Below are 20,785 nucleotides of genomic sequence, written 5' to 3'. Positions count from 1 at the left end.
CCCCGGGACGTGGCATCCGCCCTACCGCGCGGTAACCTCCGCAGTGGGAGCCCCGCCCGGCCACGAACTCAGGAGAGCCACATGCCCGAGGCAGTCATCGTCGCGACCGCACGTTCGCCCATCGGCCGAGCCTTCAAGGGTTCGCTGAAGGAGATCCGTCCCGACGACCTGACCGTTCAGATGATCAAGGCCGCGCTCGACAAGGTGCCCCAGCTCGACCCCAATGACGTCGACGACCTGATGCTGGGCTGCGGCCTGCCGGGCGGCGAGCAGGGCTTCAACATGGCCCGTGTGGTGTCGGTGCTGCTCGGCCTCGACGGCGTCCCGGGCACGACGGTCACGCGCTACTGCTCGTCGTCCCTGCAGACCACGCGCATGGCCTTCCACGCCATCAAGGCGGGCGAAGGGGACATCTTCATCTCGGCGGGCGTCGAGACGGTGTCGCGCTTCGCCAAGGGCAGCGCCGACTCCCTGCCCGAGACCACCAACCCGCTGTTCCTGGACGCCAAGGGGCGCACCGACAGGCGGGCCGAGGGCGGCGGCCCCGAATGGCAGGACCCGCGCCAGAAGGGCCTGCTGCCCGACGTCTACATCGCCATGGGGCAGACCGCCGAGAACGTCGCCGAGCTGAAGGGCGTCAGCCGGCAGGAGCAGGACGAGTTCGGCGTCCGGTCGCAGAACCTCGCCGAGAAGGCACTCGCCAACGGGTTCTGGGAGCAGGACATCACCCCTGTCACGCTTCCCGACGGAACGGTCGTCGGCAAGGACGACGGGCCGAGGCCCGGCACCACCTACGAGGCCGTCTCGCAGCTCAAGCCGGTCTTCCGGCCCGACGGCACCGTCACGGCGGGCAACTGCTGCCCGCTGAACGACGGCGCCGCCGCGGTGATCGTGATGAGCGACGTGAAGGCCGCCGAGCTGGGCATCACGCCCCTGGCGCGCATCGTGTCGACCGGCGTGACCGGCCTCTCGCCCGAGATCATGGGCCTCGGGCCCGTCGAGGCGAGCCGGCAGGCGCTCGGACGGGCCGGGATGGCGATCGGCGACGTCGATCTGGTCGAGATCAACGAGGCCTTCGCCGCGCAGGTCATCCCGTCCTACCAGGAGCTCGGGATCGACCTGGACCGGCTCAACGTCAACGGAGGCGCCATCGCCGTCGGGCACCCGTTCGGCATGACGGGCGCCCGGATCACCTCCACGCTGATCAACAGCCTGCGTTTCCACGACAGGTCGATCGGCCTGGAGACGATGTGCGTGGGGGGCGGCCAGGGCATGGCCATGGTGCTGGAGCGGCTCAGCTGATCGCCCGGGTCCCGCTGAAGGTGTGCGGCCTGGAGCGGGTCGGCGCGCCAGGTCTGTATCACCGCGCGGTGGTTGTTCCGGATGAAGTCACGGGCCTTGTCGAGATCCATGTCTTCATGATGACCCGGCCTTCACGGCATGTGCGCCCACGCCATGTCATGACGTGAGCGCACAGAGGTGGGCGTAGGGGCTTACATGTAGCCCATACGCGAACGGCGCTGCCGCTCGTGCTCGATGACGATCGCGGCCGCGTAGCCATGCGTCAGCCCGTGCTCGTCGGCGAGCCAGTTGGCCCGCTCGTCACAGCGAAGGAACGACGGGCCGTTGTCGATGGCTTGGAACCACTCTGGGAGTGCGCGTCCGGTGATGTCCGGAACCCTGGCAATCAGCTTGTTCTGCGTCTCCGGTGAGTGGTTCAACGACATGGGCACCTCCATGAGTGAAGCCTCTTTTGCTAGACACTGCATCACCAGCCCCGCGATGGCAAGACCCTAATGGCCAGCCTTCTCTTACACGAGGTAGATCGTTAGTGGCGTTCTGCGGGCTTACCCAAAGCTCAGGTGCGCATGCCTGACGATCGACGCTCCGCCGCCCGGCGGCGGAGCGTGCCGACCGAAAACCTTTAGTCGTTGTTGAAGAAATAGCTGATGAAGCGGAGGATCTCCAGGTACAGCCAGACGAGGCTGACCGTGAGACCGAAGGCCATCAGCCAGGAGTACTTCTCGGGGACGCCGGCGCGGACGCCCTGCTCGATCGAGTCGAAGTCGAGGAGCAGGAAGAAGCAGCCGAGCAGGATCATCGCGACGCTGAAGATCCAGCCGATGGGGCTGTCGCTGCGCAGGCCGAGGTCGCCGTGGGTGAAGATGCTGACGATCCAGTTGAGCAGCATCAGGCCGACGGCGGCGAAGCCCGCCGCGACGACGAACTTCGTGAACTTGGGGGTGGGCCGGAAGACCTTGAGCGCGTACACCGCGAGGACGCCCGCGAAGGCCACCATCGTGCCGAGCACCGCCTGGAACACGATGCCTTCGTACAGGTAGTTGTACATCTTGCTGATCACGCCGATGGCGATGCCGTAGGCGACGGAGTACCCGAGGATCAGCGCGGGGTTCGTGCTCTGGCGGAACGAGACGATCAGGCCGAGGATCAGGCCCACGATCGCGGCGGGGGCCGCGATGCCCCAGCCGAGGTTGAGGTACCAGGCCGCGGCGGCGGCCACCACCAGCGTGCCGAGGGTGATGAACCCGCGGACGACGACGTCGTCGATCGTCATCGGCCGCGCCGCGGTGGGCGGCGCGTACGCGGGGGCGTTGTACATGTCCTGCAGGTACTGCGGGCTCACGCCGTAGCCTGCACCGGACTGGCGGTTGTTTCGGCCCAGTTTGCTGAGAACCGGGTTCCTGCTCTGCATCACTGCCTCCACTGCGACCTGCGATCAGCCTGTTCGGTCGAGCCTCACAGGGAGTGCCGCCTGTAGCGCATAGCTTTACATCCGTCATGGCGGCAGGAGAGCCCCTGCCGCAAATCACCTCTGGACTCCGGCACACACCGACCTCCAGCGGCAACGGGTTCAACGACCGGCCCGGCACCCGAGTTCCGCCTCGAACGTTGCGTTTCGATCACCGGTGACCAGCGTCCGCCTGCCGTGACGGCGAGGTGGGGCGGCCGCCCGGGGTGTCCGGCCGTGGGGTTCGCGCCGGGGCGGGATGGTACGGGCACGATGCGCCCACGGCGCGATTCGCGGGCATAAGGAGGCGTGTTGCGTTACGTTCTTCGGTAAACCGCTTCTTTCGGGCTATACGGCCAGAGAGTTCATTCCAGTCCGTACCCCCGCGATCGTCCGCCCGGAAAATTGCATACCTATACCCATGTCCCCGCCGGCCCGAGCCGCCCGACTTTCCGCTCGCAGGCGTCGCGGAGCCTCCGGGCGGGGCCATGCGGCCTTTCGAGCAGGCCGCCGTGATTCAGCGGCATCCCAGCCCCTGACGCACGGGGGCGGGGGGAACGGGTCGTCGACCCCCACCCGGGCGAATGGCGGCGATTCCCCGCGGGGAATCGCCAGGCGGAAGCCCGCGGCGATAGAACGGGGAGCGTGGAGTTCTCGCAGGCGCTCCGTGAGCGAAGGACGCGCAGCCGGCTCAGCCAGCTCGACCTCGCGATCCGGGCGGGCACGACCCAGCGGCACATCAGCTTCATGGAGAGCGGGCGGTCGGCGCCCGGCCGGAGCATGGTCGTCCGGCTGGCCGAGTCGCTGGAGCTGCCGTTACGTGAGCGCAACGGCCTGCTGTTGTCGGCGGGGTACGCCCCGGTCTACCCGGAGACCGACCTCGGCGACCCCGCGCTCGCCGCGATCCGCACCGCGCTGGACCACATCCTCACCGGCCACCTGCCCTACCCGGCGGTGGTCGTGGACCGGCACGGCGACCTGGTGGCCTCCAACACGGCCTTCACCGCGCTGTTCGGGGACGTGGACCCCGAGCTGCTCGCGCCGCCGGCGAACGTCTACCGCCTGGCGCTGCACCCGCGCGGCATCGCGCCGCGCATCCTCAACTTCGCCGAGTGGGCCGTGCACATCCTGGAGAGGCTGAACCAGGAGACGCTGCGCCACCCTGACGAGCGCCTGGCCGGCCTGCGCGAGGAGCTGGCGTCGTACGTGCCGCGGTCGCTGCCGTCCGCGGGCCACCTGGGGTTCGCGGTGCCGCTGCGCCTGCGCTCCGAGGGCGGCGAGCTGCGGCTGATCACGACCGTCACGACCTTCGCCACCGCCGTGGACGTGACGGTGGCCGAGCTGAAGCTGGAGGCGTTCCTTCCGGCGGACGACCGGACGGCGGCGTTCCTGAGCGGGAACCTCGGGCCTGAGGGCGGCTCGGCGGGTGCCGGGAGCCGATAACGACGCGACGGCACGGAATGGTAACGATTCACGGCGGAGGGGAAGCGGTCCGCCTCTTGAGGGGTTTCGGGGCTTACCCAGAATGTCCCGTGGCGAGTGCCAAACCGTCAAGGATATAGCTCTTCGGGAGCGTTACTGCCATCAGGGGTGTTTCATATAGTCGGCAGGGGTGCCCCCGGTGGGACTCGAACCCACACTGGAACCCTTTTAAGGGGTTTGCCTCTGCCATTGGGCTACGGGGGCGCCGTAAATCATACGTAACGGACCACACTTGCGTAACGGGTCAGAGCCCACGTCTCTGCTCTTCCTTCCGTCTTGCGCAAGATAACGGTATACGCCCCGCACCCTCGTGACTCGGGCAATGAACAACAGACCGCTCAACTCGCCAGAATTCACCTCGTCACCTTCGTTATCCCTCCACAGAACAGTACGGCCCGCACCTGAGTCGCCCAGGCGCGAGCCGTACCGGAACCGCCAGGTCGCTAGCCTGTGGCGGCGGCCGCCTTGAACTGCTCGCGAGGCGACTCGATCTCGCCCAGCGAGACGGTCTCCCGCTTGAAGAAGAGGGCGAGCGTCCAGTCGGCGACCACGCGGACCTTGCGGTTCAACGTAGGCACCCGGGACAGATGGTAGGTCCGGTGCATGAACCACGCAGGCAATCCATGAAGCTTGACCCCGTAGACGTTCGCGACGCCCTTGTGCAGGCCCAGCCCCGCGACCGACCCCGCGTACTTGTGCCGGTAGTCCTTGAGCGGAAGCCCCCGGAGCGAGCGAACGATGTTGTCGGCCAGCACCTTGGCCTGCCGCACGGCGTGCTGCGCGTTGGGCGCGCAGTACTGGCCGGGGTTGGTCATGTCGGGCACCCCCGCGACGTCGCCGGCCGCGAAGGCGTCCTTGACGCCCACGACGGTCAGCCGGGTCGTGGTCTTGACGCGCCCGCGCTCGTCCAACGGCAGGTCGCCGGCGTTCACCACCGGGCTCGGCTTGACGCCGGCCGTCCAGACGATCGTGGCCGACTCGAACTCCTCGCCGTCGCTGAGCACCACGTTTCCGCCCACGCAGGACTTCAGCAGCGTCTCCATCTTGACCTCGATGCCGCGCTCGCGCAGCTCGTCCAGCGTCCACCGGCCCATCTCGGGGCCGACCTCGGGCAGGATGCGGTCGCTCGCCTCGACGAGAACCCAGCGCAGATCCTTCTCACTGAGCGAGTCGTAGTACTTCACCGCGTCCCTGCCCATGTCCTCCAGCTCCGCCAGCGCCTCCACGCCCGCGAACCCGGCGCCGACGACGACGAACGTCAGCGCGCGGCGGCGCACCTGCTCGTCCTCGGTCGAGTCGGCCCGGTCGAACAGGGCCAGGACGCGGTTGCGCAGCGCGATGGCCTCGCCCACCGTCTTGAAGCCGATCGCGGCGTCCGCCAGGCCCGGGATGGGCAGCGTGCGCGAGATCGACCCTGCCGCCATGACGATGACGTCGTAGGCGATCTCCTGGCTCGGCCCCGAATTGGGGACGAACGTCGCGGTCTTGTTCTCGTGATGGACCTTGGTGACCTTGCCGTTGAGAATTCGGACCTTCGGCAGGACCCGGCGCAGCGGCGTGACGACGTGGCGGGGGGACAGGTTGCCCGCCGCGGCCTCCGGAAGGAAGGGCTGGTAGGTCATGTAGGACTGCGGGTCGATGACCGTGATGCGGACGCTGCCGGACGCGAGCTCCTTGCGCAGGCTGCGCTGGAGCCGCAGGCCCGTGTAGAGACCGACGTACCCTCCACCGACGATGAGTATGTGCTTCGCCTTGCGGTCCACGTGAGTGCCCCTTCGTGGCATGGTCGCTTGTGAAACCATTCACAATCTTACGTCACGAGGAGGTCTCAGCGCCAACCGGATAATTGCGCAGAACCAAGATTTTTCCCCGCCGGTGCACATCGAGCGGACTTCCGCCGTGAAGTTCCGCGAAACTTTCCTCTAGTGACGTACTTCACGACCGGGCGGCGCGGGCTCCCGGGCACTGCACAGCCGGGCGGCGCGGGCTCCCACCACCTCAACGGCAGGGTGGCGCGGGCCCCGCCTACCCGCCCAGCTCGGCGGCTCTGGTGAAGATCGCGTCCAGCATCTGTTCGGTGACGCGGCCGGTGAACGTGTTCTGCTGGCTCGGGTGGTAGCAGCCGAGGAGGCGGATCGGCGTCCCCTCGTGGGCGATCTCGACCTCAGCGCCGTGGCCGAAGGGGGGCCGGCTGCGGGGAAGCGTGTAGCCGGCCGCCTTCAGGGCGGGCCAGACGGCCTGCCAGGCGTAACCGCCCAGCGCGACGATCACGCGGAGCGGGTCGGCGACCAGCTCCAGCTCGCGGACCAGCCACGGGAAGCACGTCGCGCGCTCCTCGATGGTCGGCTTGTTGGCCGGCGGGGCGCAACGGACGGCCGCGACCATGCGCGCGCCGATCAGACGCTGCCCGTCCCCCGCGTACGTGCTGGTCGGCTGGGCCGCCAGGCCCGTGCGGTAGAGAGACGCGAACAGCCAGTCGCCGCTGCGGTCCCCGGTGAACACCCGCCCGGTGCGGTTGCCGCCGTGCGCCGCCGGGGCCAGCCCGACGATGAGGACCCGCGGCTTCTCCTCCCCCCACCCCGCGATGGGCCTGCCCCAGTACGTCTCGCCGATGAACGCCCGCCGCTTGACGTCCGCGACCTCCTCCCGCCACTCCACCAGCCGCGGACACGCCCGGCACACCGACTGCCTGGCGGTCAGCTCCCCAAGATCCCGGCTCTCCCGCGCGAGCTCGCGCACATCGTCGGCCCCACCGGCCACGGGCGTCTCCGGCCCGGCCGGGTCATCAGGCCATCCACTACCAGGGGGAACGTAACTCATACGTCCGATCGTGCCAGCTCCACGCCCATGCGTCGGACGAAGGCACTCCCCGAAGGACCACCGTTGTCCCGCCAAACCCGGAGCTCCATCTTGTCGGGACGGACGCGCTGGAGCGGTGAGGTGGCGATTTCGCGCGGTGCGTACCTGGCACCGGCTCCTCGGGCAGGGTCAGGTGAGGCTGCGGGCGATGCCGTCGAGGATGTCGTGTTCGCTGACGAGGACGTCTGGGAAGCCTTGGCGGGTGAGGATGCGGTCCAGGATCAGGGCGCCGGCGGCGATGACGTCGACGCGGCCGGGGTGCATGACGGGGATCGCGGCGCGCTCGTCGTGGGTCATGGTGAGCAGGCGCCGGGAGACCTCGTGGACGCGGTCGGCCGCGATCCTGGCGCCGTGGATGCGGGCCGGGTCGTAGGCAGGCAGGCCGAGGGCGATGCCCGCGACGGTGGTGACGGAACCGGCGAGGCCGATCAGGGTGCGGGCGCGGTCCACGGGGACCGCCTCCGCGACGCGGTCCAGAGCCGCCTCGATGTCCGCGACGGCCGCCGCCACGGCCTCGGAGGAAGGCACGCCCCCGGAGGCCGCGCCGAGGGAGAGGTGGCGTTCGGTCATGCGGACGCAGCCGATGTCGACCGACAGGGCGCTGTCGACGTCCGACGAACCCAGGACGAACTCGGTCGAGCCGCCGCCGATGTCGACCACGAGCACGGGGTGTTCGACGCCGGTGAGGCCGGTGGTGGCGCCGAGGAAGGACAGGTGGGCCTCCTCCGCGCCGGTGACGACCTCGGGGTCGACGCCGAAGATGTCGTGGACTCCGGTCGTGAAGTCGTCGCGGTTCGCGGCGTCGCGGGTGGCGCTGGTGGCGACCACGCGCACCCGCGCGGCGCCGTGGTCCTCGATCAGCTTGGCGTAGCCGCGCATGGCGGTGAACGTGCGCTCCAGCGCCTCGGGGGCCAGACGTCCCGTCCGGTCGACGCCCTCGCCGAGGCGGACGATCTCCATGCGGCGCTCGACGTCCACCAGCGCGCCGTCGTCGTGGATGTCCGCGATCAGGAGACGTACGGAGTTGGTCCCGCAGTCGATGGCCGCGACGCGCGTCATACGTCCTCCTGGGGGGCTGTCGGGCCCGTGGAACGGCCTTCTGGAGATGCCGTTGGGTCTGGTGATGCCTGCGGGGCCGATGGAGAGCTGGATACCGCTGGGGCTGCTGAGGACGCCTCTTCGATTGCCGGCGGGGAAGCCGGGTTCTCGCCCTCCGCCGACGTGGCTGTGGGCTCTGGGGACCGGACGCAGGGGCCGTCGCACCACCACTCGGGCAGGGCGTCGAGGGCCTCGCGGCCGAACGGGTTGGAGCCCGGCATGGCCAGCTCGTGGCCCACCAGGGCGTGCAGGCACTTCACGCGGTCGGGCATGCCGCCCGCGCTCTGCATGCCGCGGGGCAGGGGCTCGACGCCGTCCTCGGAGGCCGCCTTGTCGCGCCGCTCGACGTACCCCGCGTGGGCGCGCGCGTACGCCTCGGCGAGGGCGGGGTCCTCGGCGAGCCGGGCCTGCATGCGCTTCATCAGGCCGGACGACTCCAGCGTGCCGATGGCCGAGGCCGCCTTCGGGCAGGTCAGGTAGTAGAGGGTCGGGAAGGGCGAGCCGTCGGGCAGCCGGGGAGTGGTCTCCACGACGTCCGGCAGCCCGCACGGGCAGCGGTGCGCCACGGCCCGCACGCCCCTCGGCGGCCTGCCGAGCTGCTGCTCCACCACGGCCACGTCGGCCGGATCCACCATCGTCGGCTGCTCCCCAGAATTTCCCCGGCCCGGAATCTCTTCGGGCGCGGTATTCACGGACGTTCACCCGGCCCGCCGGGCGCCTGGCTCCCCTGTGACGATACGTGGCCCGGGGCGGTACGGGCGCCTACTGGGCAGGGGTGCGCGAGGGCTCGGCGCGGCGCCCCGTGCCTCGGTCGGCGGCCTCCACCGATTCCCACAGGGTCTGGTACCAGGGAGGCGTGGCGGCGGGGGCCGCACCGGGCTTGGGAGGCTGGGCCTTCTTGGAGGTGTCGCGCAGGACGATGCACTTCTCGCCCTCCTCGCAGAAGTGCAGCCGGGCCTTGGCCTGCCGCGCGATGTACGCGGGGTCGGCGAGCATCTTGCCGCGCTCGCCGAGCTCCTGAAGGTCCTTCAGGGCCTGGGCCTGCTGCCGCTCCAGCTGGGCGATCTGGCGCCGCTGGGCGACGTACTCGCGCACGGGATACGCGAGGCTCATGGCGATCGCGCACACCACGACCGCGAGGATCGCGGCCCGTCCCGTCAGCTGCGGTCGTTTCCTCATGCTCCTCCCAGGTCCGTACGGCTTGCGCGCAAATCCGCGCAAGCCGTACGGAGAAAACTAGCTCTGGAAGCGCGGAAAAGCTCCGCGACCCGCGTAGCGGGCGACATCGTCCAGCAGTTCCTCGATGCGCAGGAGCTGGTTGTACTTGGCGACGCGGTCGGAGCGGGCCGGGGCGCCGGTCTTGATCTGGCCGCAGTTGGTGGCGACGGCGAGGTCGGCGATCGTGGTGTCCTCGGTCTCGCCGGAGCGGTGGCTCATCATGCAGCGGTAGCCGTTGCGGTGGGCGAGGTCGACCGCGTCCAGCGTCTCGGACAGGGTGCCGATCTGGTTGACCTTGACCAGCAGCGCGTTGGCGGCGCCCTCGCGGATGCCGCGCTCCAGGCGCTCGGGGTTGGTGACGAACAGGTCGTCGCCGACGAGCTGCACCTTGCCGCCGAGGGCGGTGGTGATGGCCTTCCAGCCCTCCCAGTCCTCCTCGTCCAGCGGGTCCTCGATGGAGACCAGCGGGTAGGAGCGGACGAGGTCCTCGTAGAAGGCGATCAGCTCGTCGGAGGAGTGGCCCTTGCCGTCCAGGGTGTACACGCCGCCGGAGTGGAACTCGGTGGCCGCGACGTCGAGGGCGAGCCCGATGTCCTCGCCCGGGGTGTACCCGGCCTTCTCGATGGCGACGAGGATGAGGTCGAGGGCGTCGCGGTTGCTCGGCAGGTTGGGGGCGAAGCCGCCCTCGTCGCCGAGGCCGGTGGAGTAGCCCTTCTGCTTGAGCACGCTCTTGAGCGCGTGGTAGGTCTCGGTGCCGACGCGCAGGGCCTCGGAGAACGTAGAGGCGCCGATCGGCGCGATCATGAACTCCTGGATGTCGACGTTGCTGTCGGCGTGCGCGCCGCCGTTGAGGATGTTCATCATCGGCACGGGCAGCACGTGGGCGTTCGGACCGCCGACGTAGCGGAACAGCGGGAGGTCGGCGCTGTCGGCGGCGGCCTTGGCCAGGGCGAGGGAGACGCCGAGGATGGCGTTGGCGCCGAGACGGCCCTTGTTGGGAGTGCCGTCGAGGTCGATCATGGCCTGGTCGACGAGGCGCTGCTCTTCCGCGTCGTAGCCGATGAGCTCTTCGGCGATCTCGTCGGTGACGTTCAGGACGGCCTTCTCGACCCCCTTGCCGCCGTAGCGCTCGTCGCCGTCCCGCAGCTCCACGGCCTCGAACTGGCCGGTGGACGCACCACTCGGGACCGCGGCGCGGCCGGTGCTGTAGTCGTCGAGCAGGATCTCGACCTCGACCGTCGGGTTGCCCCGGGAGTCGAGAATCTCACGGGCGGTGATGGCCTCGATGGCAGCCACGAAGCGCTCCTAGATCTGTCAGCCCGGGGTCGGGCCCCCGGAAACCCTTCACCGCGCCGTCGTTGCGCGATGCGGTGGCGGACGGTTTGCCACCCGAGCCTATCGGGGGTCCGGACGCCCGCACGCCGCCGGGGTTGTGTTGGTGGCCGCGCCCCGAACTCTGTTGATGGCAGCGCCTCCGGCGCGGCGGTGCTGAGGGCCTGGCTGCGTGCGGCGGTAAGGGTCAGGCGTTGTCGCCGGGCTTGGCGGACTGCTCCCAGGTGCGGACGCGGTCGCGGTAGTCGCGGGCGGCGGCGCGCAGCTCGGCCTCCGGGTCGAGGCCGGCGGCGCGGGCGCGGCGGACGAGATCGAACAGCTCGCGGCCGATGCCCTGCCCGACGGCACGCGAGAGGGTGTCGGGGGCGCCCGCCCGCTCGGCCCGGCTCTGCAGCCCGAGGACCAGGGACAGCGCGGGCTGGCCCATGGGCACGCCGTCGAGCGACGACTCGCGGCCCTTCGCCGCGCGCTCGGCGGCCTTGATCGCGTCCCAGTTGGCGTTGACCTCCTCGGCGCCGTCCACGACGGTCCCGGCGAACACGTGCGGATGGCGTCGCACCAGCTTGTCCACGAGCTCCTGCACGACGTCGTCGACGTCGAAGCCGCCGTCCTCCTCGGAGCGCTCCTGCGCGAGGCGCGCATGGAAGACCACCTGGAAGAGCAGGTCGCCGAGCTCCTCGCGCAGGGCGGCGTGGTCGCCCTCCTCGATGGTCTCCAGGACCTCGTAGGCCTCCTCCAGCAGGTACGGCACCAGCGACTCGTGGGTCTGCCGGGCGTCCCACGGGCAGTCGCGCCGCAGGCGGTCCATGACGGCGACCATGTCGACGAACCGGGCGCCCGGCAGGTCGTAGGAGCCGGGGACGAGCTCGATGACCGGCGGCTCTGGCATGTCGAGCGCGGCGCGGCCGACGGCGCGCATGAACGGCTCGTCGCCGTCCTGGGCGGCGAGCCAGACGATCGTCGTGTCGAGACTCTCACGCGCGAGCGCGACCGGGTCGGGCGTCACGACCTCGACCGGGATGTCCTCCTCGGCGAGGTAGGGCAGCAGCGGGTGGTCGCCGGAGCCGGTGAGCACGCGCCCCGACCCGAGGACCGCCCACGCCCGCCCGCTCAGCAGCCCCGGCGCCACCCGGGGCGAGGTCGTGACGACGACGAGGGTCACTGGCCGGCCGCGGGGTCCGACTGGTTCGGGTCCTGCTGCTGGGAGGGGTCCTGCGGGGTGGCGGCGTCGGTGCCGGCGGCGGGCTTGCCGAACCGGGCCTCCTCGACCAGGCCCCGCTGGGTGTCCCAGGTGCCGTAGCGCGGGGAGATCTTGACCGGGACGGCGTCCATCTGCCCGAACAGCTTCATCTGGGCGGCCTGCACCGACGCCTGGTCGGTCAGGTTGGCGCCGAAGCGCTCCAGGCCCTTTTGATAGATGATCGCGGCGCGGATCCACGCGCGGGTCTCGGACGGCGGGACGCCCTTGCTGAGCGCCGCCGGGCCGATCTGCTGCATGCCGCCCTGCTCGGTGATGAACTTGTCGACGTCGCCCTCGGTGACGACGACGCCGTTGCGCCGGGCGAACTGCTCGAACTGACGGAAGTAGATCAGCTGGAGGAGGATCGCGCGCGGCACCGAGGGGATCTGAAGCTGCGCCTCGGAGATCTTGGCCTTCTTCAGCGCCGCCTGGTACTCCTCGATCTCGGCGTTCAGCTCGCTGGAGCTGATGCGCTGGTCGCCGACGGTGGCCGCCGAGCCGAGGCTCACCGGCGAGGAGCAGGCGGTCAGCGCGACGCAGGCCAGCACGGCGGCCGCTACGGCCAGCAGCGCGCGCACACGAATCGACTTCACTAGCGGTCCCTTCAGCAGACGCGGGGCTACTCTACTCAAACCAGGCGACCGTCTCGTCACCGAGCCGCGCCTGTCCATGCCTGTCTATCGCCCGCCGGCGGCCGCCGCCCTGGCGGGCTCCAGGAACATGGCCTCGACCAGGTCGGTGCACCAGGTGAGCAGTTCGAGGTCGCGCAGTGGCCGGCCGCCCATCGGCTTGGTCTTCGGCACGGGCACCAGCAGCGTCTCGGCGGCCACCTTGTAGATGGACTTGGGGTAGAGCCGGTCGAGACGGACCTGCTGCGACTCCTTCAACCTGACCGGGGCGAACCGGATGTGCTGGCCCTGGAGGGCGACGTCGGTCAGCCCGGCCCTGCGCGCGTGGACGCGGAAGCGGGCGACCTCCAGCAGGTTGTCCACCTCCTGCGGAGGGCGGCCGTACCGGTCGACGAGCTCCTCGCGGACGGCGGCGATGTCCTCCTCGGAGGCGACCGCGGCGAGCCGCTTGTAGGCCTCCAGCCGCAGCCGCTCGGAGGTGACGTAGTCGTGCGGGATGTGCGCGTTGACCGGCACCTCGACCTTGACGTCGGCGCGCTCCTCGGTGACCTCCTCGCCGGACAGCTTGGCCTTCTGCTCCTGAACGGCCTCGGCCATCATGCGGACGTACAGGTCGAAACCCACCCCGGCGATGTGCCCGGACTGCTCGGCCCCGAGGATGTTGCCGGCGCCGCGGATCTCCAGGTCCTTCATCGCGACGTACATGCCGGCGCCCATCTCGGTGTGCTGGGCGATGGTGGCCAGGCGCTCGTGGGCGGTCTCGGTGAGCGGCGCCTCGGGCGGGTACAGGAAGTAGGCGTACCCGCGCTCGCGCCCGCGCCCGACCCGGCCGCGGAGCTGGTGGAGCTGGGAGAGGCCGTAGTTGTCGGCGCGGTCGACGAGCAAGGTGTTGGCGTTGGGGATGTCCAGGCCGGACTCGACGATCGTGGTGCTGACGAGCACGTCGAACTCGCGCTCCCAGAAGCCCACCATGATCTTCTCCAGCTGCTGCTCGTTCATCTGCCCGTGCGCCACCGCGACCCTGGCCTCGGGGACCAGCTCGCGCAGCCGCCCGGCCACCCGGTTGATGGACGACACGCGGTTGTGGACGAAGAACACCTGGCCGTCGCGCATCAGCTCGCGCCGCACGGCCGCCGCGATCTGCTTCTCGTCGTAGGGGCCGACGAAGGTGAGGATCGGGTGCCGTTCCTCCGGCGGGGTGAGGATGGTGGACATCTCGCGGATGCCGGTGAGGCCCATCTCCAGCGTGCGCGGGATCGGCGTCGCCGACATGGCGAGCACGTCGACCTGTGTGCGCATGTGCTTCATGGCCTCTTTGTGCTCGACGCCGAAGCGCTGCTCCTCGTCGATGATGATCAGGCCGAGCTGCTTGAACCGGATGTCGGGGTTGAGCAGCCGGTGGGTGCCGATCACGATGTCGACCGTGCCGTCCTTGACCCCGTCCAGCGTCGCCTTGATCTCGCCGTCGCTCTGGAAGCGCGACACCGGCTTGACCACGACGGGGAAGCTCGCGAACCGCTCGCCGAAGGTGGACAGGTGCTGCTGGACGAGCAGCGTGGTCGGCACGAGCACGGCGACCTGCTTGCCGTCCTGCACGGCCTTGAACGCCGCCCGCACCGCGATCTCGGTCTTGCCGTAGCCGACGTCGCCGCAGATCAGCCGGTCCATGGGGACGGCGCGCTCCATGTCGCGCTTGACCTCGTCGATGGCTTCGAGCTGGTCGCCGGTCTCGGCGTAGGGGAAGGCGTCCTCCATCTCGCGCTGCCACGGGGTGTCGGAGGCGAAGGCGTGGCCGGGCGAGGCCATGCGGGCGCTGTAGAGGCGGATCAGCTCGCCGGCGATCTCCTTGACGGCCTTGCGCGCCCGGGACTTGGCCTTTGCCCAGTCGGCGCCGCCCATGCGGTTGAGCGTGGGGGACTCGCCGCCGACGTACCGGGTCACCTCGTCGAGCTGGTCGGTGGGCACGTACAGCCGGTCGCCCTTGGCGTACTCGATCACCAGGTACTCGCGGGTGGCGCCCTGCACCGAGCGCTGCACCATCTCGACGTACCGGCCCACGCCGTGCTGGGCGTGCACGACGTGGTCGCCGACCTTGAGCTGGAGCGGGTCGACCATGTTCCTGCGGCGGGACGGCAGGCGGCGCATGTCCTTGGTGGAGGCCTTCTGCCCGACCAGGTCCAGGTGGGTGAGTACGGCTACCGAGTCGCCGACGAAGCCGTGCTCGACGCGGCCGGTGGTGACGTGCACGACGTCCTTGCCGGGGGCGGAGTCCAGCTCCGGGACGAGCCGGGCGGCGACGTCCACGCCCTTCAGCAGCTCGACGATGCGCTCTGCCGGGCCGTGGCCCTCGCTGAGCAGCACGACCGCGCGCCCGTCCCCGAGCCAGCCCTTGATGTCGGCGAGCGCCCGCTGGGTGTCGCCGCGGTAGGACTCGGCCTCGCGGGCGGACAGCTCGATGACCTCGCTGCCGCCGTACAGCTCGTCGCCCGGGTCGGCCGGGGACGGGCGGGGCTCCTGCCCGGGCGTGCCGCCCTGGTCGGTGGTGGCGAACGGCGCGAGCGTCCACCACGACTGGCCGAGCTCGCGGGCGTGGGCGCGCACCTCGGCCAGGTCGCGGAACGCCGCGGCGCCGAGGTCGATCGGGGCCTCGCCCCCGGCGGCGGCGTTGATCCACGACGCCTCCAGGAACTCCTGGCTGGTGTGGACCAGCTCGACCGCGCGGCCGCGGATGCGCTCGGGGTCGCAGACGAATACGGACGCGCGGGCGGGCAGGTGGTCGAGCAGCAGGTCCATGCCGTCGACCAGGACGGGGGCGAACGCCTCCATGCCCTCGACGGGGATGCCCTCGGCGAGCTGGTCGAGGATCTCCTTCAGCGCCGGGTGCAGCTCGCCCAGCTCGCGGGCCCGCTCGCGGACCTCCTCGGTGAGCAGCAGCTCACGGCAGGGCGCGGCGAACAGGCCGCCCTCGGCGACCTCGAGCGACCGCTGGTCGGCGACCTTGAACCAGCGGATCTCCTCGATCGTGTCGCCCCAGAACTCCAGGCGCAGCGGGTGTTCCTCGGTGGGCGGGAACACGTCCAGCAGGCCGCCGCGCACCGCGACCTCGCCGCGCTTCTCCACCATGTCCACCCGGTGGTAGCCGTTGGCGACCAGCCGATCGACGACCTCGTCCAGCTCGGCGTCATCGCCGGAGCGCAGGCGGACGGGCGTCAGGTCGCCGAGGCCGGTGACCAGCGGCTGGAGCAGGGCGCGGATCGGCGCCACGACCACGCTCAGCGGGCCCGCGGCCGGGTCGCCGGGCACGGGGTGGGCGAGCCTGCGCAGCACGGCCAGGCGCTGGCCCACGGTGTCGCTGCGGGGAGACAGCCGCTCGTGCGGCAGCGTCTCCCACGCGGGGAAGACCGCGACGGCGTCGTCCCCCACCAGACCGGTCAGGGCGGCGGCGAGGTCTTCGGCCTCGCGCCCGGTGGCCGTGACGGCGAGCACGGGACGCCGCCGGGCCAGCGCGGCCACCGCGAAGGGACGCAGGGCCGGTGGAGCGATCAGATTGACGTCCTCGCCGGAGCGGTCCAGCGCCCCGGCGAGCTGAGGTTCGGCGATGACAAGGTCGAGCAGTCCGGAAAGACTCATCAGAAATGCCCCCACGTGGTCAGGCCCGCCTACTCGTTCGCCCGGGGACGGCCTGCTCAACTCGAACACACCCCACACGGCGACCCACCTCGCGCACCGCGTCGCCGCAGGCCGCGCCCATGACGACCCACCCGGGCGCCCTGCGCACTATACGACGACGCGCGCGACCCCGGTTCAGTCGCCGGGGTCAACCTCAAGGCTACTTCCCCGCGGGCGCCGTCATGCCGGGAACCGCCCGTCCGTCCGATAAAGGTGATCTTGCCCGTGGTGGTCCGGCGGGGATCCGGACGGTTACGGCCCCGCGCGCGCCCGGCCTTCCCTGACCCGGGGTGGCCCCTTCGTCAAGTAAATGCACTACAGCTCGGGTTTAGGTGACTACCCTGAGTCACATGTCAGAGGTTCGATGGTGGCCCGCCACCCAAGGCGACGTGTTCAGCCTCCGGATCCGCGAGCTGAGGAACGAGCAGCTCGGCCGGCGGCTGGACATCCTGATCGCCGGGTGCGGCCGGGGCGGCGGCATCGATCTGGAGCGCGTCGAGACCCGGATCACCGGCATCGACGAAGACCTCCCCGTGCTGCGCGCCTCGACGGAGCGCCGCTCCGACCTGGACGCGCGGTTCCTCGGCGACCTGCGCGCCACGCCCCTGCTGCCCCGCACGTTCGACGTCGTCCACGCCGCCTTCCTGCTGGAGCGCGTGCGGCACACCGAGCTCGTGCTCGACCGCATGGTCAACGCGCTGCGCCCCGGCGGCCTGCTGCTGATCAGGATGCGCGACCGCGCCTCGGCGTACGGCTTCTGCGACCGCGCCCTGCCGGGCTGGATCCGCAGGTTGCTGTGGCGCAGGTTCGCCCCGGCGGGCGCGGTCGGCCCGCTGCCGGCGATCTACGAGCAGGTCGCCTCCCGCGAGGGCATCCACTCCTACTGCCTGATGCGCGGCCTGATGATCGCCGAGGACTACTCCGGGACGTCGGGGCCCGCGCTACGTGGCCCGCACGCCAGGCTGGCCCGCGTGGCGTGCAAGATGGTCGCCCGCCTGTCCGGCGACCGCCTGCCCGCCACGCGGGACGAGATCACGCTGGTGATCCGCAAGCCGCAGAACCACTTCGCCCGCCTCATCTGAGCGTCCGGGCCATGGCGGGCCCGGCGGGCACGGTCCTCAGCGCTTGGTCAGCACGGGGTGCCAGCTTCCCTCCCGCTGGCTGTTCCTCCTGTCGCCCGAGAGCCGGACGCTCTGCCGTCCGTCGACGGTGACCAGCGCCAGGTAGGCGTCGAACTCATCCTGGCACCGGTCGAGGCACTGCAGCGCGATCAGATGGGTGTCGTCCGCCCACGCCAGGAGCTGGAGCATCTTCTGCCGCCCGGTGATCTTCCCGGTCGCGACGTCCCTGACGACCGTCTCCGGGCCCTTCGGCTCCGCCTCCAGGAGCTTCTCCGCCTCCGAGGGGCTCAGGGGCTTCCCCACCCGGGGCGGGTGGCGGCGGTCGGCGTACAACCTTCCGTCCGGCGAGAGGCCGGCCGCCTCGGAGGTCGCGAGCTGTTCCCGGGGCGCGTCGTGCGGCCGGCCCTCCAGGTCGTAGTAGAGCCGCTGCGGGTCGCTGTCGCGCATCCGCCCGTTGTTGGGCTGCCAGACCAGCGTGCCGTCGTCGGACCACAGGAACTGGGTGTCCGGCGGCCCCGGGAACCCGTCCTCGTGCGGCACGGCGTGGTACGACGCCCGCCCCGACGCCACGTCGACGATCTGAAAGCCACCGCGTACGGGGTCCGGCGTCTGCCAGCTTCTGCCGTCGGCGGACAGCTTGATGCGGACGGTCGGGTCCTTCTCGTAGGTCGTGGCGAGCACCCTGGCGCCGTCGGGCGACCAGGAGATCCGCGCCACCGAGTGGTCGAGGTCGATCCACCTGACGGTGCGCGTGGCCATGTCGAGGAGGCCGATCCTGCGGGCGGGCAGGGCTCCCTCCAGCACGGCGGCGTACTTCATGCCGGGGGCCACGGTGACCTCCGTCCAATCGGTCCGCTCGTATCCGCCGGTCCGCGGGTCGTACAGGAACCAGGCGTCCTTGCGGCGGTCGGACCTCGCGCCGATCTTCTCGTACTCCCACACGTAGTACGCCGAGACGGCGACCCCGCCCGCGGCGATCAGGCTCTTCGGCGGGGCGTTCCCCGGATCGGCACGCACCGCGAGGGAGTCGGGCATCGCGCCGGGCTCGACGGAGGCCGGCTCCGGCGCCGGCTCCGTGGGCGGGGGATCGACCGGGAACGGGGCGGAGGACGCCGGGGCGGGCTCGGGGGAGGCGACGGACGACGCGGACGCGGTCGGCGTGCCGCTCGCGACGGCGAGATCGATGCGCCGGCGTCCGTCCTCCAGGATCTTCGGCACCAGGACGCCGGTGGCGACCACGACGGCCGCCACCCCGGCGGCCAGCGCGAACGAGGCGGTGCGGCGACGAGCGCGCCGCCGCAGGGCGCGGTCGGCCAGGTCGTGGGGCACCCGGGCCTCCGCGGACCACTCGCGCAACATCTCGGGCAGCGTCTCGGACGGCAGGGACTCGGGTGTCACGGGGTGACCTCCTCGAACGAGTCGCGCGGGGCGCGCAGATCGGCCAGCTCCGGCGCGGCGGCGCGCAGGCGGGCGAGCGAGCGGTGGACGGTGCTGCGCACGGTGCCGACCGAGCAGCCCATGATCTGCGCCACGTCGGCCTCTGGCAGGTCCTCGAAGTACCGCAGGACCAGGGCGGCGCGCTGGCGGGAGGTCAGCCGGGCCAGCGCGCGGCGCAGCACGAGCTTCACCTCGGCCGTGTCCGCGTGGTCGCGCCCGGAGGGGTCCGGCGCGTCGGGGGTGTCCGCGACCGTGGTCTCGCGCCGGTGCGAGGCGAGGCGCCACCAGCTCACCTGCTGGCGGTACATGGCACGCCGCACGTACGGCTCGGGGTCGTCGATGCCGCTCCACCGGGACGCCGTCCTGGCCAGGACGGTCTGCAGCAGGTCCTCGGCCGCGTGCTGGTCCCCGCCGGTGAGCAGGAAGCCGAACCGCATCAGCGCGGGCGAACTCGCGGAAGCGTCGCTCCTCGGCAACGTCCACGATCACCTCCGGATGTCGTCGTCGGCCCTTGGACGCGCCGGGGGCGGCCGCGCTATGCCTTCCGCCTTCCGGACACCCGCGCCGTATCGCGGTCCATGTCCCCGAGCGCCCGCGCCGTACCTCCGGCCACGTCCCGGGCGCCCGCGCCGTACCTCGCGCCCCGTGGCCGTGACGGGGGCGACACGCCAATATCCTGACCCCTGTGGCAAACGCGGAGCAGACGACGGCCGACGCCGAACCGGTCCTGGAGTGGGTGCCGGACGCCCACGAGCTCGCCGACCTGGAGTTGCTGCTGTCCGGGGCCTTCGCCCCGCTGACCGGCTTCCTCGGCTCGGCCGACCTCGCGTCGGTCGTCGAGAACGGGCGGCTCGCCGACGGCACCCCCTGGCCCGACGCGGTCACGCTCACCGTGCCGCCCGGCCACCCTGTCTCGGCCGGCCAGGAACTCACGCTGCGCGACCCCGAGGGCGCCGCCGTCGCCGTGGTGAAGGTGACCGAGCGCACCGCCGACGGCCTCGTGGCGGGTCCCGTCACCTCGCTGGGCGCGCCCGAGCACGGCCCCTTCGCCCGCCTGCGCCGCTCCCCGGCCGAGGTCCGCGCCGAGCTGGGCGAGCGTCCCGTGCTGGCCGTGACGATGCGCGGCCCGCTGGACGACCTGGGCGAGATCACCGCGACGGCCCGAGAGCTGGACGCGGCGATCCTGCTGCTGCCGCTGGCCTTCGGCGAGGGCGGCCCGGCCGTGGTGCGGGCGGCGCTGAAGGCCCGCGACGCCCTGCCGAAGGGCACCGCCGTCGCCGTCGTCCCCCTCGCGCCGCGCGAGCCCGAGATCGACCTGGAGCTGCGCGAGCACGTCGCCGCCGCGTTCGGCGCCCACGAGCACATGGCCGGCCCCGAGCCCGTCACGCTGCCCGGCCCCCCGCACCGGCGCGGCGTCGTCGTCCTCTTCACGGGCCTGTCGGGGTCGGGCAAGTCCACGATCGCCCGGGGCCTGCACGACGCCCTGCTCGAACGCGGCGGCCGTACGGTCACCTACCTGGACGGCGACGTCGTGCGGCGGCTGCTGTCGGCGGGGCTGACCTTCTCCAAGGAGGACCGCGACCTCAACATCCGCAGGATCGGCTTCGTCGCCTCCGAGGTCGCCCGGCACGGCGGCCTGGCCATCTGCGCGCCGATCGCCCCGTACGCGGCGACCCGCGACGAGGTGCGCCACATGGTGGAGGCGGTCGGCGCGGACTTCGTCCTGGTCCACGTGGCCACGCCGCTCGCCGAGTGCGAGCGGCGCGACCGCAAGGGGCTGTACGCCAAGGCGCGGGCGGGCATCATCCCGGCGTTCACCGGCATCTCGGACCCCTACGAGGAGCCCGACGACGCCGACCTGACGCTCGACACCACCGGCATGTCCGTCGACCGCGCCGTGGACTCGGTGCTGGGCCTGCTCACCTCCGGCGGCTGGGTGCGCTGACCTCCC

At 71.3% G+C, this 20,785-nt stretch carries 16 protein-coding genes, 1 tRNA gene and 1 pseudogene; 4 read left to right on the top strand and 14 right to left on the bottom strand.

Annotated elements, in window-relative coordinates:
- Window positions 1-81 precede the first annotated feature (81 nt).
- Entirely contained in the window at window positions 82-1,302 is a 1,221-nt protein-coding gene (locus DQ384_RS11285) for an acetyl-CoA C-acetyltransferase (protein ID WP_114028674.1), read from the top strand.
- Window positions 1,303-1,493: 191 nt separating this feature from the next.
- Here the strand turns inward: DQ384_RS11285 and DQ384_RS11280 are convergent, their stop codons facing one another.
- Window positions 1,494-1,727, bottom strand: coding sequence for a DUF4287 domain-containing protein (locus DQ384_RS11280; protein ID WP_114028840.1), 234 nt, complete (start codon window positions 1,725-1,727; stop codon window positions 1,494-1,496).
- A gap of 197 nt (window positions 1,728-1,924) precedes the next feature.
- A complete protein-coding gene (locus DQ384_RS11275; RefSeq protein WP_114028673.1) occupies window positions 1,925-2,713 on the bottom strand; it encodes a Bax inhibitor-1/YccA family protein in 789 nt (262 codons plus the stop codon).
- A 681-nt stretch (window positions 2,714-3,394) separates the two neighbouring features.
- On the opposite strand from DQ384_RS11275, the gene DQ384_RS11270 reads away from it, so the two are divergent.
- The gene (locus tag DQ384_RS11270; RefSeq protein ID WP_114028672.1) at window positions 3,395-4,192 is read left to right on the top strand and encodes a helix-turn-helix domain-containing protein; all 798 of its coding nucleotides are present in this window, start codon (window positions 3,395-3,397) and stop codon (window positions 4,190-4,192) included.
- Between the two features lie 170 nt (window positions 4,193-4,362).
- Here DQ384_RS11270 and DQ384_RS11265 read toward each other — a convergent pair.
- From DQ384_RS11265 to mfd, 10 genes and pseudogenes are all read right to left on the bottom strand, one after another.
- A tRNA-Leu gene (locus DQ384_RS11265) sits at window positions 4,363-4,435 on the bottom strand.
- 239 nt (window positions 4,436-4,674) lie between these two features.
- Entirely contained in the window at window positions 4,675-6,033 is a 1,359-nt protein-coding gene (locus DQ384_RS11260; protein WP_114028671.1) for an NAD(P)/FAD-dependent oxidoreductase, read from the bottom strand.
- Between the two features lie 223 nt (window positions 6,034-6,256).
- The gene (locus DQ384_RS11255) at window positions 6,257-7,051 is read right to left on the bottom strand and encodes a uracil-DNA glycosylase (RefSeq protein WP_114028670.1); all 795 of its coding nucleotides are present in this window, start codon (window positions 7,049-7,051) and stop codon (window positions 6,257-6,259) included.
- A 168-nt stretch (window positions 7,052-7,219) separates the two neighbouring features.
- Window positions 7,220-8,149: a Ppx/GppA phosphatase family protein gene (locus tag DQ384_RS11250; protein WP_114028669.1), complete on the bottom strand. Its 930-nt coding sequence runs from the start codon at window positions 8,147-8,149 to the stop codon at window positions 7,220-7,222.
- 149 nt (window positions 8,150-8,298) lie between these two features.
- A pseudogene (locus DQ384_RS11245) lies at window positions 8,299-8,823 on the bottom strand (DUF501 domain-containing protein); the annotation flags it as partial.
- Window positions 8,824-8,950: 127 nt separating this feature from the next.
- On the bottom strand, window positions 8,951-9,367 hold the full coding sequence (locus DQ384_RS11240) for an FtsB family cell division protein (RefSeq protein WP_114028667.1): 417 nt from the start codon (window positions 9,365-9,367) through the stop codon (window positions 8,951-8,953).
- Between the two features lie 57 nt (window positions 9,368-9,424).
- On the bottom strand, window positions 9,425-10,702 hold the full coding sequence (eno, locus tag DQ384_RS11235) for a phosphopyruvate hydratase (RefSeq protein ID WP_114028666.1): 1,278 nt from the start codon (window positions 10,700-10,702) through the stop codon (window positions 9,425-9,427).
- A gap of 223 nt (window positions 10,703-10,925) precedes the next feature.
- The gene (locus DQ384_RS11230; RefSeq protein WP_114028665.1) at window positions 10,926-11,900 is read right to left on the bottom strand and encodes a nucleoside triphosphate pyrophosphohydrolase; all 975 of its coding nucleotides are present in this window, start codon (window positions 11,898-11,900) and stop codon (window positions 10,926-10,928) included.
- On the bottom strand, window positions 11,897-12,571 hold the full coding sequence (locus DQ384_RS11225) for a SurA N-terminal domain-containing protein (RefSeq protein ID WP_181871153.1): 675 nt from the start codon (window positions 12,569-12,571) through the stop codon (window positions 11,897-11,899). Before DQ384_RS11225 ends, DQ384_RS11230 begins: the two co-directional genes overlap by 4 nt.
- An 84-nt stretch (window positions 12,572-12,655) precedes the next feature.
- Window positions 12,656-16,237: a transcription-repair coupling factor gene (gene mfd, locus DQ384_RS11220; protein WP_114028663.1), complete on the bottom strand. Its 3,582-nt coding sequence runs from the start codon at window positions 16,235-16,237 to the stop codon at window positions 12,656-12,658.
- 389 nt (window positions 16,238-16,626) lie between these two features.
- Between mfd and DQ384_RS11215 the strand changes: the two genes are divergently transcribed.
- A complete protein-coding gene (locus tag DQ384_RS11215) occupies window positions 16,627-17,358 on the top strand; it encodes a class I SAM-dependent methyltransferase (RefSeq protein WP_114028662.1) in 732 nt (243 codons plus the stop codon).
- A gap of 36 nt (window positions 17,359-17,394) precedes the next feature.
- Here the strand turns inward: DQ384_RS11215 and DQ384_RS11210 are convergent, their stop codons facing one another.
- Window positions 17,395-18,795 carry a WD40 repeat domain-containing protein gene (locus DQ384_RS11210; protein WP_114028661.1) on the bottom strand — a complete coding sequence of 467 codons (1,401 nt, stop codon included), beginning with the start codon at window positions 18,793-18,795 and terminating at the stop codon, window positions 17,395-17,397.
- A complete protein-coding gene (locus DQ384_RS11205) occupies window positions 18,792-19,310 on the bottom strand; it encodes a SigE family RNA polymerase sigma factor (protein ID WP_245966379.1) in 519 nt (172 codons plus the stop codon). The genes DQ384_RS11210 and DQ384_RS11205 overlap by 4 nt, the downstream gene beginning before the upstream one ends.
- A 209-nt stretch (window positions 19,311-19,519) precedes the next feature.
- Here DQ384_RS11205 and cysC point away from each other — a divergent pair, with 209 nt between their 5' ends.
- Window positions 19,520-20,779, top strand: a complete 1,260-nt coding sequence (gene cysC / locus DQ384_RS11200) for an adenylyl-sulfate kinase (protein ID WP_114028659.1) — start codon at window positions 19,520-19,522, stop codon at window positions 20,777-20,779.
- Window positions 20,780-20,785: the final 6 nt, after the last annotated feature.

Origin of the sequence: Sphaerisporangium album (genome assembly GCF_003323745.1) — a bacterium.
Lineage (GTDB): Bacteria > Actinomycetota > Actinomycetes > Streptosporangiales > Streptosporangiaceae > Sphaerisporangium > Sphaerisporangium album.
Note: the sequence above shows the minus strand (reverse complement) of the source record. Positions and strands in the feature narration are given on the sequence as shown.

Bases quoted from the DNA above. Each gene is read 5' to 3' on its own strand.
- DQ384_RS11285 (WP_114028674.1), top strand. From the start codon at position 82: ATGCCCGAGGCAGTCATCGTCGCGACCGCACGTTCGCCCATCGGCCGA.
- DQ384_RS11280 (WP_114028840.1), bottom strand. From the start codon at position 1,727: ATGTCGTTGAACCACTCACCGGAGACGCAGAACAAGCTGATTGCCAGG.
- DQ384_RS11275 (WP_114028673.1), bottom strand. From the start codon at position 2,713: ATGCAGAGCAGGAACCCGGTTCTCAGCAAACTGGGCCGAAACAACCGC.
- DQ384_RS11260 (WP_114028671.1), bottom strand. From the start codon at position 6,033: ATGGTTTCACAAGCGACCATGCCACGAAGGGGCACTCACGTGGACCGC.
- DQ384_RS11255 (WP_114028670.1), bottom strand. From the start codon at position 7,051: ATGAGTTACGTTCCCCCTGGTAGTGGATGGCCTGATGACCCGGCCGGG.
- DQ384_RS11250 (WP_114028669.1), bottom strand. From the start codon at position 8,149: ATGACGCGCGTCGCGGCCATCGACTGCGGGACCAACTCCGTACGTCTC.
- DQ384_RS11240 (WP_114028667.1), bottom strand. From the start codon at position 9,367: ATGAGGAAACGACCGCAGCTGACGGGACGGGCCGCGATCCTCGCGGTC.
- mfd (WP_114028663.1), bottom strand. From the start codon at position 16,237: ATGAGTCTTTCCGGACTGCTCGACCTTGTCATCGCCGAACCTCAGCTC.
- DQ384_RS11215 (WP_114028662.1), top strand. From the start codon at position 16,627: ATGTCAGAGGTTCGATGGTGGCCCGCCACCCAAGGCGACGTGTTCAGC.